The organism is Leuconostoc inhae (assembly GCF_019656015.1).
Taxonomy (GTDB): Bacteria; Bacillota; Bacilli; order Lactobacillales; family Lactobacillaceae; genus Leuconostoc; species Leuconostoc inhae_A.
Map to the genome: position 1 here is coordinate 1 of NZ_BPKW01000023.1, position 12,222 is coordinate 12,222.

The following is a 12,222-nucleotide window of genomic DNA, read 5'->3' on the forward strand; positions in this document are numbered from 1 at the left end:
TGCCGATCGAAAAATGAAAGTAGCTTAATCACTGCAGCCCTAGATAAAAAATAGTCCGATTTATTGACTTATGAGCAATCTGCTCTTATACTAAGAAGGTGGGCTATTTTATTCGGTCCATAAATATAGTATAGGGGTATTTTCATATTAATTTATTATAAGAAAAATTTATAGATTTGCTGCTAAAACTTAGCCAAAAGAAGGTCGTTAATTTAAATAATGAGCAATGTGATTGTTCCCATTAAAGAATTCTATTGGTATGTGAGCTAGATAGGGTAAGCCGTAGTGATTAATGTAGATCCAAGATAGTAAAGGATGTCAAGCATCTAGAGAAGTTTCCTGTTATCCTAGTAGGTAAAAATGAAAATTTGTCGTGTAAGATTACTAGTAATTGAACAGTGTTGGATCCAGAGATAATAGTTTTCATATCAAGTTCAGCATGGGCTACGGTTAATTTTATTAATATCTAGTCTGTAGGCATCATGATAACAGCCACTTAGAAATCTTTCATCTAAATTTGAATCGTGTAGCAGTTCACTGAAAGAAATACCGTACGTTAATATAATTTTAAACAACGATTTGTTGATATAAAAATTTTTTTAACTACAAGCGCAGTTTAAATGATAACAAAGTAACAGAATGGGAATAATCCGGTTCATTGGATGTCTGAGTAATTTTTAGTGCAATAAATAGTCAGCTCCATTCTCTAGGTTGCTAATGTTCTAATTCAAATTTTGCAGTTACGTCATTAAATTAAAATGAATTTAATACTTATATTCTTAATATTAATTTTCAAAGGTGACCAAAGCTTATGCAGTAGCGATAGTTTATCCCAGTACAAGGAGAAAATAATATGGTAAATGAAATTGAGTTAACAACAGAAAATTACGAACAGATTGTGTCAAAGGGGATAACCATAGTTGATTTTCGTGCGGATTGGTGTGCCCCCTGCAGAATGATGGATTCTGTTCTAGAAAAGGTAGCAGAAGACCCATCATACAAAAATGTTAAATTTGGTAAGGTAAATGTAGATAAAAATATGGAGCTGAATGTTCGTCACTCTATTTCTGGGATTCCAACTTTTTTATTTTACAAGGATGGAGAAATTATTGACAGATCAGTAGGTCTGCAAACAAAGAATACTGTTAAAAGTATGTTAAATAGTTCATTGAATAAATAGTGATCAATATCCATGTGTAATATTCAATATATTTCTTAATTTTTTCGTTTAGTATTTTATTTGACTGATAATTGTATTGATTTTTCTATAAGCGTATTTCATATATTTATATTCGTTCAATCTAAAATCATTTGAAAGGGAATATTTTTTGTATATCTTCGCTCTATGCACATAAAATTTTTGCAATAAAATCATTTATACCTCAATTTTTAAAAAATTGAGTAATTTACCAATAATAGTAATAGTTTCATGTTTTTATCATTTTAGCCAGAAAACTACTTTAACTCCCCTATTAAAGTATATCGTCTGAATGCTAGTTTGCTCCACAAGTGTATCCCAATTTGAACCAGAGTCATTGATAATATTTATATTAATTTGTTCTCCCGTTACCTAAACAACAATGTTGTTTAGCATTCATGATTATCTGAATAGTTTTTTAATATATTGCACGGTCCTAGGTGAAATATTGAATGCTTCGGCAGTTACTTTAACAGTATGTGTTTTTGAATATTCAAAGATAGCAGTATTTCGGCTATCTTTTTTTCTTTTGGGTCTGCCTTCTTTATAGTTAGGATTGTGTTGCTTAGCAAATATTTTTCCTGCTTGTGTACGTTCAATAATCATGTCACGTTCCATCTCCGCAACCGACAATAAGGTTCTAACAAGCATACGACCCATAGGAGTGTTATCAATCGTTCCTAAGTTTAAAACTTTGATAACGATTTTTTCTTTTAATAGGGAGTCAATTAAATTTAGCGCTTCTCGCGTGTTACGGGCAAAACGGTCTAATTTTGTGACAATCAAAGTATCATTTGGTTCAACTAAATGAACTAACTTTTCGAATTGGGGACGTGTGGTAGTGGTCCCAGAATATTTTTCACTCATAATGATATCAGCACCAGCCTTCTTCAAAGTATCTTTTTGTTCATTTAACGATTGTCCCGCTGTTGAGACGCGTGCATAGCCATAAACTGTCATTTTCCACCTCATTAATTTGCATAATTAAATTGCATATTATAAAACCTATTATATCAAGGGATATAAAAAGCGCAAGATACTTAACATTTAATTGCACAATAATTGAATAAACATTTTTGTATCACTTTCGAAGCAGTTTGTTAATTTAGTATCGTTGATAAAGTATCTTTATATCATTAGTTACAATTTATTTTTATTAAGTAACAAAAATTACTGTTTATTTACATTAATTGAAAATAAAGTATTGTAAAAGAAAAAGTTGTATTCTTATATAGACGAGTAAATGAGGATTGTTTAATGATCGTAGACTTGCATAGCCATTTATTACCAAATATTGACGACGGCTCAAAATCATATAGAGCCTCTATCCGTATGGCTAAAGAGGCGGTTGATAACGGTATTAGGGCTGCATTGATGACGCCTCATCATATGAATGGGCACTATGTGAATCATAAACCAGACGTTATTCGGTTAACTGAAGAATTTCAAAGTCACTTAGATAATAATAATATTCCATTGCAAGTTTTTCCCTCACAAGAAGTCAGGATAAATGGTGACTTACTTCAAGCTCTGGATAATGATGACATTCTGTTCGCTGATGAGACTAACCGCTACTTATTGTTAGAGTTTCCTGATGATGATGTGCCTACTTACAGTACAGATATGATTTTTCAAATCATGCAACGTGGTATTACGGTCGAAATTGCTCATCCAGAAAGAAATACCAAAATTATGACAACGCCAAGCATTCTATTTGATTTAATCGAAGCGGGTGCGTTGGCTCAGGTAACTGCTAGTTCTTATGTGGGAACATTTGGAAAAAAAGTTGAGAAATTTGCTGAGCAAATTCTTAGTCATAATCTAGCGCATGTTTTTGTGTCTGACGCCCATGATCTGCCTAACCGTAGTTATGAATTAGCTGAAGCAATGGTCAAAGTTGAAAAGCAGTTAGGTAAAGAGTATCAGCAATTGTTGGAGAGCAATGCTGAAGCTATTTTAGATGGTAATGATGTCACAACGCTTTTACCAGAACCAATTGTGAAAAGAAAGTTTTTTAGTAAATTTTAGAGAAGAGAGAGATTGCAGAACCATGAATAACGTTCTTGAACTGCGCCAATTATGGCATATCATTCAGAAGCATCTTTTTGCACTTATTTTTATGGCTATTATTGGCGCTTGTGCTGGTTACGTTGTGGCTAAATTTGTTATTGCGCCAACATATAGTGCATCAACTAGTATGCTAGTTAACCGATCAGCTGATGATACGAGTACTGCCACAGCTAACTTGTCTGATCAACAGGCGGATGTCCAGCTGATCAATACATATAAAAATTTAATTATTTCAAGCAATGTACTAGGCGATGTTTCTGATAAATTAGAAAATCCAGCACCAATTGTTGTCCAAAAGGCTAAAGATGCTGTCTATGAAACACTTGCTGATGGCACACGACGCTTAGTCACACCGGCCCAAAAAGAAATCACCAAGCCTTCTAACAAAACAAAGTACCAGCTTTCAGTTGATGAATTGAAAAGTATGGTCACGATTTCTAGTCAACAAAATTCACAAGTATTTTCAATTAATGTTAAGTCAAAAGACCCCAAATTAGCCGCAGACGTAGCTAATGAAGTGTCTGATGTCTTTAAAGACAAAATCGGTGGCTTTATGAAAATTAATAACGTGTCAATTATAGATTCAGCCAAAGCCAACAAGAAGCCAGTCTCACCAAATACTAAGTTGTTCACATTGGCTGGATTGGTAGTTATTGGTGGATTAACTTTCCTTTATATGCTGGTTAAAGAATTGGCAGACACGACGATTAAGTCTCCAGATGAAGTCTCACAATTATTTGGTATGACTAACTTAGGTATTATCGGTCATATTAAGCCAATCAAAAACTTCAGTATGGCACCTTCAAGTAGTGCTGCAGTTAAGGTAAACCAGAGTAATGGGACACAACGATCACGTTTGAGTCATTTAGATCGGGAGTAAAGGGGAGGAGATAATTATGAGTTTTTTTAAGAAACAATCAAGTGTCGGTAAAGATGGTTTGTCTGTTGAAACAATGGCTAAGGGCGCTAGATTGATTACAGCGGCTGAACCAAAGAACCCTGTATCAGAACAATTTCGTACTTTGCGAACTAATATTGAGTTTGCTGCAGTATCTAGAGGCGAGATTAAAACATTATTAATTTCTTCGGCACTGCCATCTGAAGGCAAGTCCACAGTAGCTTCCAATTTAGCAATTGTCTATGCACAGCAAGGGAAAAAAGTGTTGTTAGTTGACGCTGATTTGCGCCGTCCAACTGTGGCAGTTAGTTTTGGTTTAAATCGTAATTCGGCTGGCTTAACGAATTACTTAGGCGATAATCATAAAGAAATCAGTGATGTTGTTCATCGTACCGCCATGGATAATTTCGATGTGGTAACTTCAGGTCCAATACCACCGAACCCTGCTGAATTATTGGGTTCGGGTAGAATGACTGAATTGGTGACTCAGCTCAAGTCACAGTATGATTTGATTATCTTTGATGTACCACCATTCTTGATGGTAACAGATGCGCAAGTCCTTATGTCTAAAGTCGATGGTGTAGCTATCGTGATTAATGGCGGCAAAACCAATAAAGGCGCTCTGCAACGAACAAACGAAATTTTAAAAATTGCTGAAGCACCTGTATTAGGATTTATTTATAATGATCAAAGTCGTAGAAAGAAAGGGAGTTCAGGTTACGGCTATGGTTATGGGTACGGCTATGGTTATGGAGATACCAAGTCTAAATAGGTTTGATTGGGAGATTGAGAAAAATGAAGAGATGGATTCAAGACATAGCAATTAGGATTTTGGACATATTTGGTGCCGTTCTTGGTATTATTCTGTCGATCATACCAATTTTAATTATTGCTTTTCTAATTAAGAGAGAAGATGGTGGTTCAGTTATTTTTCGACAACGTAGGGTAGGAAAAAATGGTTCCTACTTTATAATGTTCAAATTAAGAAGTATGGTTGAAGGATCAGAAGATTTGTGGAGTAGACTAATTGAGCATAGTGATGTTGAAGGTATGTTCAAAATGCACGAAGATCCCAGGACTACCAATATTGGAAAATTTATTAGAAAACACTCTTTGGATGAACTACCGCAATTTTGGAATGTTTTAAGAGGAGAAATGTCATTGGTCGGGCCACGTCCGGCACTCATAAAGGAAGTGGAATCCTATGATGAGAGATCACAGCGTAGATTCACAGTTAAGCCTGGTATTACTGGACTTTGGCAAGTTAGTGGCAGAAGTAATCTTCCCTTTGAAAAAATGATTGATCTAGATTTAGAGTATATACAACATCGTACTTGGTGGCTGAATATAATCATAATGGCAAAGACCATCTTACTTATTTTTCCAAGTGAAAAGAATGGAGCTTTTTAATGAAAAATAAAGTTATGATAATCACACAGTCCGAGGGAGGTGGGTTAAGGCGTCACTTGACCGACCTAATGGATGGACTGATTAATCGTAGGATAGAAGTGGTTTTAGTATACAATTCAGACTTTGCAGATAAGACTTTTGATACTTGGATTTCAAGAACGGAATCTAAGCTAACTAAGTACGATTTAAAAACTATGGTTAGAAATATTTCACCGGTTCTTGATATAAAGTCTGTGATTGCGGTACACAAAATTATAAGGGATGAGCGTATTGCAGTTGTTCATGCACATTCATCTAAAGCAGGTGTGATTGCTAGAGTTGCAGCAAAGCTTTCAAATGTGAATCGTGTGTTTTATACGCCACATGCATATTCTTTTCTATCGGAAGAATTTTCAGACAAGAAAAAGAATATGTTTGTACTGATTGAACGGCTCCTGAGCCGCTGGTTTACAGCGAAAACGTTTAATGTGTCTGAATCTGAGATGCAGGCGGCTTTATCCGTGAAATTAGACAAGCCTGAAAAATTTGAAGTTATACCAAATGCTGTACCAATTTTGGCAGATTTTAATTACGATTTTGAACGGAAACGGTTAACTAGTTCGGATAAATTTGTTGTAGTAAATACTGCCAGAGCAACAAAACAAAAGAATCCGGATTTATTTGTAGATCTTGCAAATCGAGTAAAACAAGATATGCCGGATGTTGAGTTTGTTTGGATTGGACAAATCGATTCTGAATATAAGAACTTTGTGAACGAACAAACCAGTGTAGTTTTTAAAGGGGAAATGCAAAAAACAAATGCGTTGGTAGGAGCAGCGGATTTGTACCTTTCGACCAGTTTTTTTGAGGGATTATCATACTCACTCTTAGAAGCCGGTTCATTCGGCATTCCAGTTTTCCTGTCTAACGTACCGGGAAATATCGATTTTGCTCAAATGTACAATGGCACTGAGCTTTTTAATATTGATGATTCAAGAACATTGCAAGTTGAAAAGTTGGAAGCATTTATAAACAAACTGAGAAACAAAGAAAATACTCAAAGTGAAATCACGGCTGACTATGACGCCATGATTGATAAGATAGTGGATAATTATTATGGAAAATAGATTAAATCAGCCGTTAGTATCGGTTATTGTGCCTTTTTATAACAGTGCAACGTACATGGATAAAACGATTCCTACGTATCTATCTCAAACCTATGACAATCTAGAACTTATTTTTGTCGACGATGGTAGTTCTGATGAAACTTTGGTAAAGCTATCAGAGTATGCAAAGTTGGACGAGCGGATAGTAGTAGTGACGAAGCCTAACGGCGGGCTTTCAAGTGCTCGAAATGTGGGTGTTGATCATGCAACTGGTGAATACGGCGTTTTTGTCGATTCTGATGACTTTATCGCTGATTATTTCGTTGAGGTTCTTTTAGAACCTTTTTTGCTTAATAAGGAGCTCTTTGCAAGTATTACCGGTTTTGAAGATGTAAATGGGTATGATGAATCATTTGAATTTTCAAGCAAGTTGAGTGGGCGTCGTACGCATTTGAGAGCAGATATGGCTTTGATAGAGTTATTAAAACAAGCTGATTCGTTTGATGTAAGTGCATGGGGCAAAATGTACGCAATGGCGGACTTGAAACAGGCTAAATTTAAAGAAGGCATTCTCTTTGAAGATTTACAATTCTTAGTTCCGTTTTATTTGCCAAATTTGTCTAGAGACGTAGTTATGAATAATATTCCTTCCTATGCGTATGTTAACAGGGCTACCTCGATTATGCATTCACGATTCAGCCCTAAATTGTTGGATTTGGTAGATGTTGTTGAAGAAGGCCGCGAGTTGCTACGAACAAGGAAGGCGTTGTTGTTGGCTTATGACACGAAAGCGTTGTCCGCACTAACTGGTGTTTACAAACGGGCGCTAAAAAATGGAAATTATCATGATACGGATGCAATCTGGAAGTCCCTTAAATCTATTGAAATTGATGCGCGAATGTCTACCAGGCTGTTTCCAACGTTGAAGGCCAACGTATTACATATCTTTATTAAGTTAGGTAGACGTATTTTTGATGGAATGATAAGAAGTGTTCCCGAAAGGTAAGGGTAAAACATTGAGGAGAACTAGACGGCATGCAATATTACTTTATTCCATTTTTCATAACATTGTTTTTTTATATTAGGAACAATAGTAAGGAAAAATAATATAATAACACAGGTTGGCATTGCGGCCGTTGCTGCTATACCGCTTGCGTTTGTTTCTGGCGTACGAACTTTGGTAATTGGTACAGATATAAAAAAATTATGGGCTTTATAATTTTAATTTAGCCACGCAATTTAGTGATTTTGCGGATTATTTTGCAAAAATAACAATCTCAAATCAAACTGAAGTTGGGTATGCATTGCTAAACTATGTTGTCTCAAAATTTTCGAATAATATCAATGTCTTCTTTTTTGGCTAGAGTTTATCATTATTTTCCTGTTTTTGTGGGCAGCGTTCAGGTATGAATCGTTATTTGGTATTTCATCAGTAATTCAGTTCGTTGTATTTTTTGGCTTGTTTTATGGGCGGGCCTACTATGAATTTGATGAGACAAAGTGTAGCGATGGTCTTGGTTTATCTTGGGGCATCATTTCTTTTTGATTCAAGATGGAGCTTCAGAAAGAGCTTTACCATTTCATTGGTTCCTTTGGCTTTGGCTACAACTTTTCACAGAACCTCAGTTGTTGCTGTAGCCATTTGGTTTGTTTACCTTGTGTTCAAAAATGCGGGTGACAATGCTCGAAGAAGATTTGGATCGGCTGTATTTGTTGGAACAGCTGGCTTAATATTGTCATTTTTGATTATTAAGTTTGGGGTATTGAACTCCTTGCCGTTTATGATTAAGTACACGAGTTACTTGAATGGAGATAATTATCTAGTTACAGCGACAACGTCACCGTCACGATTGTTATTGACGATTGTTCTAAGGCTTGGATTAACTGGTTTTTTGCTATCGATGGTGATAGCACTAGTTGTGTCAGCAATTTATTTGTCTGTTTTTCTAAAAGTATGGCGCCATTTTTCACTTCGATTCGTGGATTTTACGATGGTAAAGAAAATGCTAGCCTACAGTATTCCGTTGATACCTAATACTCTATCGTGGTGGTTATCTAGTGCATCTAGCAGAATTTTTGTTGTAACATTTGCTGGCGTTGCTGCGAATGGGTTATTCGCGGCCGCGAATAAATTGCCTTCCATTGTATCTATTTTGTATTCAATATTTACTCAGGCATGGCAAATGTCGGCTGTCGAGGAATTTGAAGATGAGAAGGGATCTAAATTTTATTCGAACATTCTTGACTTGACAATCCGAGTTTTGACAATAGGAATTGTATTTCTTATTGTGTTTAATAAATTTATCGTCCATCTTTTATTATCACAAGCATATTTTCTAGCATGGACGATTGTTCCATGGCTTGCTGTTTCAGTTCTATACACCAGCATCGCATCGTTCCTTGGTACAATCTATGTCGCCGCGTTAAAAACAAAAGGTGTTCTGTATACAACTATATTCGGGGCAATTATCAATGTTGCATTGAATTTGATTCTAACGAAATCATTTGGAGCGGTTGGTGCAGCGATTAGCACCAGTGTTGCGTTCCTGCTTCTTTCGGTGGTTCGTTTCTTCGATACCCAAAAGTTCATGAAGATTAAAGTGAATTGGAAGTATCTTGCGGTTTCACATTTGGCGTTTTTAATGGCTTTTGTGGCGAACTATATTCATTCACCTCAAGTGACGGCTGTGTTGAGTTTAGTCTCAATTTTGCTGATTATTGTTACTAATAAGAAATTGCTTACTACAATTGTCGGTAGTATGAATAAGTTTATTACCACAAAAATGAGCTGGAAGCATTAAAGACTTAGTGTCGGGTTAATCAAGATTTATTCGAAAAGCGGCTGACAAGTCATCTTTTACTTTGTTAAATCATAGAAATGAATGTAGCCGTACATTTGATGAAATATTGGCGGATAAATACAAGGAGACGGAATGAATTTTGGAGAAAAAATTGGATATAATAGAAATGGTTCATGAAATGGAAAACGATATATTAGCACAGTTTCCAAATTTAGCATGTCAAATTAAGAACCGAGCATTTGCTGCGGAAGTGAAAATTTTTTTGGAAATTCCAAAGAAAAAAGAATTTGAGCAGGCTCAAAAAAAGCTTTGGCATGAAATCAAAGAAAATCGAAAAGCGCCATTTATGACGAAAGGTGCTAGGTTAAAGAATAAATTAGCTGCTAGTCTGGCATTTTTAGGTAAATCTTTATGTTTGACTATTGGGAAGCAGTTAGTAGATAGATAATGATATTGAAAGCGATACGATACACTCGTAAACTTATGTTGGTGTTGACCAGGAGTTAGCTTTAAATTTGAATATGAAGGAAGCAACACATGGTAATTTATTTTTTACTTTTCCCGATGATCGCGATGATTTATTTAATGACATTGCTCTTACGGCAAAAAGCACAAATCCAAAAAACGATTTTTTGTGTTCTTACGTTTGGTACACTAGGCTTTATTTCAGCAAGTCGTGCATCAAGTGTTGGGACGGATGTTACACTATACGAAAATATTTTTAAATCTATAAATTACGGGATGAGTTCTGAAAATAATTTGGGATATGTCATCTATAACAAGTTGATTGGTAATGTATTTGGCTATACGGGACATGAAATCACAGCTGCTAATTCTGTTTTGATTACGATACTTATTGGTTTTTTCATTTGGAAAGAAGCGGAACATTATTTTGTTGCGACGTTTTTATACATTAGCTTGTTCTATTATGCTACAAGTTTTAATATTTCAAGACAATTTATTGCCATGGGGCTTGTATTGGTAGCAATTTCTTTTGCTTTAGATAAAAAGGTTATGCCTTGGTTTATCTTGACAGTTTTGGCTACCTTATTTCATGCGACAGCAATCGTTGCTTTTCCTGTCTATTGGCTTACAAAAGTACATTGGGATGCGAAAAAGACATTAGGTATTTTTCCAATTACGATTTTTGCAAGTTTTATTTTTGATGCTATTTTAAACATTTTTGTACGTTTTTTCCCACATTATGAGATGTATATCACTGGAACACAATTTAATATTGCAGATCAGGGGCAGGGACGTGTAATTTTGGTCAAAGTATTTATCCTGTTCATATTGCTAGGCTTATTACTACTTTACCAAAAAAGATATGGATTGATATCTGAGCGTCATCGCAATACAATAGCCTTAACAGCTGTTGGCTTAAGTATTGGGATTGTATTTTATAATAATATTTTACTCAATAGGGTAGAGCTGTTTTATTCAATTTTAAGCATTGTATTTATACCAATTGCTATAGATTACATTAGTTTGAAATTTAAAGAAAAAGATACTGTGCGACTAATGCTGACGATAGGTATTTTGTTAATTACACTTGTGCCTTACTATATACAGGTTAGCGGTAATTATTCAGGAATATTGCCATATACGATGAATAAATAGAAATATGTGTTAAAGAACATAGGAGAAAAAATGAATTATTCTTTTTGTACAACATTCTTTTTTGGAAAAAATAAAAACGGATATAAAAATATGAGTAGTAACTCATTAGAGCAACATGATGAGATATATTTGAAAACTTTTGTTACGTTATTTGTCAGTCTGAAAAGATATAGCTTTGAAAAAAGACTTTTTGTAAATGATTTAGATAGGTTAAAGAGGGTAAGAGAGGGAAAATATTATTCAATTTTAGTAGAAGAATTAGAGGTACGAGTATACGAAGTATCCTCTAAGTTTGTTGATGAAAGTAAAGAGTGGGCGGGCTCAATGTTCATCTTTGATGTGTTATCTTTTATTTATTTAAATAAGCAACAGTTTTCGGTTGATAAATGGTTTTTCGTAGATAGTGATGTTGTTTTCTTTGATTATATGGAAGATACTCTTAAATTACTAAATCAATATGATCTTGCTAGCTATACTCAATGGCAAGAGTTTAGAATGTTAAATCTTTGGACAGAGGATTTTCATGGTGCAGATTTTTCAAAACTAGATTCCTCTATTACACCTTTAGGTGGAGAATTTTTGATGCTTGATACTGCTAGGATTGAAATATTTTTAAGTAAGTTCAAATCATTTTATTGTCAGTTTCAAGATGTGATGCATACAGAAGAAAATTACTACAGTTTGATTGTAGATTCTCTTGTTAAAGAAGGTTATAAAAATTATGTAGTGAATCCTTTTTTCAAAAGATCATTAGCCTTAAATAGAGCTTTTACGGATAAATACTGTTGGGGTGTTCATTTTCCAGGACAAAAAAATTATAAATTGAAGTATTTATATAGTGCAGTCAAGAAAAATAATTATAATATGGACATTTCTAAATCTAAAAAAATAATGGGTTTGAATACACATTGGAATATATATGATTTTTCTTTAATCATTAAAACAATGAGGAAATTAAAAAATAAAATTGTAAAACAGTAAACTATAATATCTAAACTATGCTCATAAGTCAATAATTCGGAATGTTGCTCATAAGTCAATAATTCGGAATGTTTTTTATCTGGGGCTGAACTGATTAGGCAACTTTTATTTTTTGATTGGCAAGACTGATTCTTTCGTTGTTGAACCAATGAATATACT

At 34.6% G+C, this 12,222-nt stretch carries 12 protein-coding genes; 11 read left to right on the forward strand and 1 reads right to left on the reverse strand.

The features are described 5' to 3' along the window. Positions 1 to 853 precede the first annotated feature (853 nt). A complete protein-coding gene (locus K5Q14_RS09325; protein ID WP_014335270.1) occupies positions 854 to 1,180 on the forward strand; it encodes a thioredoxin family protein in 327 nt (108 codons plus the stop codon). 420 nt (positions 1,181 to 1,600) lie between these two features. Here K5Q14_RS09325 and K5Q14_RS09330 read toward each other — a convergent pair whose 3' ends face one another. Continuing rightward, on the reverse strand, positions 1,601 to 2,158 hold the full coding sequence (locus K5Q14_RS09330) for a recombinase family protein (protein WP_014975081.1): 558 nt from the start codon (positions 2,156 to 2,158) through the stop codon (positions 1,601 to 1,603). Between the two features lie 297 nt (positions 2,159 to 2,455). Here K5Q14_RS09330 and K5Q14_RS09335 point away from each other — a divergent pair, with 297 nt between their 5' ends. The 10 genes from K5Q14_RS09335 to K5Q14_RS09380 all read left to right on the forward strand — a co-directional run bounded on the left by K5Q14_RS09335 (position 2,456) and on the right by K5Q14_RS09380 (position 12,063). Continuing rightward, positions 2,456 to 3,226: a tyrosine-protein phosphatase gene (locus K5Q14_RS09335; RefSeq protein WP_220735442.1), complete on the forward strand. Its 771-nt coding sequence runs from the start codon at positions 2,456 to 2,458 to the stop codon at positions 3,224 to 3,226. 22 nt (positions 3,227 to 3,248) lie between these two features. Next, positions 3,249 to 4,148, forward strand: a complete 900-nt coding sequence (locus K5Q14_RS09340; protein ID WP_220735443.1) for a YveK family protein — start codon at positions 3,249 to 3,251, stop codon at positions 4,146 to 4,148. 16 nt (positions 4,149 to 4,164) lie between these two features. Beyond that, on the forward strand, positions 4,165 to 4,938 hold the full coding sequence (locus tag K5Q14_RS09345; RefSeq protein WP_220735444.1) for a CpsD/CapB family tyrosine-protein kinase: 774 nt from the start codon (positions 4,165 to 4,167) through the stop codon (positions 4,936 to 4,938). Positions 4,939 to 4,961: 23 nt separating this feature from the next. Next, positions 4,962 to 5,576 (forward strand): sugar transferase, encoded by a 615-nt coding sequence (locus tag K5Q14_RS09350; RefSeq protein ID WP_220735445.1) that lies wholly within the window; start codon positions 4,962 to 4,964, stop codon positions 5,574 to 5,576. After that, positions 5,576 to 6,682, forward strand: coding sequence for a glycosyltransferase (locus K5Q14_RS09355; protein WP_220735446.1), 1,107 nt, complete (start codon positions 5,576 to 5,578; stop codon positions 6,680 to 6,682). The genes K5Q14_RS09350 and K5Q14_RS09355 overlap by 1 nt, the downstream gene beginning before the upstream one ends. Then, complete coding sequence (locus K5Q14_RS09360; protein ID WP_220735447.1) at positions 6,672 to 7,667, forward strand: glycosyltransferase family 2 protein; 996 nt, start codon at positions 6,672 to 6,674, stop codon at positions 7,665 to 7,667. The genes K5Q14_RS09355 and K5Q14_RS09360 overlap by 11 nt, the downstream gene beginning before the upstream one ends. A 475-nt stretch (positions 7,668 to 8,142) precedes the next feature. Further along, positions 8,143 to 9,462, forward strand: coding sequence for an MATE family efflux transporter (locus K5Q14_RS09365; RefSeq protein ID WP_220735448.1), 1,320 nt, complete (start codon positions 8,143 to 8,145; stop codon positions 9,460 to 9,462). A 139-nt stretch (positions 9,463 to 9,601) separates the two neighbouring features. Beyond that, positions 9,602 to 9,910 carry a hypothetical protein gene (locus K5Q14_RS09370; RefSeq protein WP_220735449.1) on the forward strand — a complete coding sequence of 103 codons (309 nt, stop codon included), beginning with the start codon at positions 9,602 to 9,604 and terminating at the stop codon, positions 9,908 to 9,910. Positions 9,911 to 9,999: 89 nt separating this feature from the next. Further along, positions 10,000 to 11,082, forward strand: a complete 1,083-nt coding sequence (locus K5Q14_RS09375) for an EpsG family protein (RefSeq protein WP_220735450.1) — start codon at positions 10,000 to 10,002, stop codon at positions 11,080 to 11,082. 30 nt (positions 11,083 to 11,112) lie between these two features. Further along, a complete protein-coding gene (locus tag K5Q14_RS09380; protein WP_220735451.1) occupies positions 11,113 to 12,063 on the forward strand; it encodes a hypothetical protein in 951 nt (316 codons plus the stop codon). The last annotated feature ends 159 nt before the right edge of the window (positions 12,064 to 12,222 follow it).

Coding starts and splice junctions, on each gene's coding strand:
- K5Q14_RS09325 (WP_014335270.1), top strand. CDS start 854: ATGGTAAATGAAATTGAGTTAACAACAGAAAATTACGAACAGATTGTG.
- K5Q14_RS09340 (WP_220735443.1), top strand. CDS start 3,249: ATGAATAACGTTCTTGAACTGCGCCAATTATGGCATATCATTCAGAAG.
- K5Q14_RS09345 (WP_220735444.1), top strand. CDS start 4,165: ATGAGTTTTTTTAAGAAACAATCAAGTGTCGGTAAAGATGGTTTGTCT.
- K5Q14_RS09360 (WP_220735447.1), top strand. CDS start 6,672: ATGGAAAATAGATTAAATCAGCCGTTAGTATCGGTTATTGTGCCTTTT.
- K5Q14_RS09365 (WP_220735448.1), top strand. CDS start 8,143: ATGAATTTGATGAGACAAAGTGTAGCGATGGTCTTGGTTTATCTTGGG.
- K5Q14_RS09330 (WP_014975081.1), bottom strand. CDS start 2,158: ATGACAGTTTATGGCTATGCACGCGTCTCAACAGCGGGACAATCGTTA.
- K5Q14_RS09355 (WP_220735446.1), top strand. CDS start 5,576: ATGAAAAATAAAGTTATGATAATCACACAGTCCGAGGGAGGTGGGTTA.
- K5Q14_RS09380 (WP_220735451.1), top strand. CDS start 11,113: ATGAATTATTCTTTTTGTACAACATTCTTTTTTGGAAAAAATAAAAAC.
- K5Q14_RS09335 (WP_220735442.1), top strand. CDS start 2,456: ATGATCGTAGACTTGCATAGCCATTTATTACCAAATATTGACGACGGC.
- K5Q14_RS09350 (WP_220735445.1), top strand. CDS start 4,962: ATGAAGAGATGGATTCAAGACATAGCAATTAGGATTTTGGACATATTT.
- K5Q14_RS09375 (WP_220735450.1), top strand. CDS start 10,000: ATGGTAATTTATTTTTTACTTTTCCCGATGATCGCGATGATTTATTTA.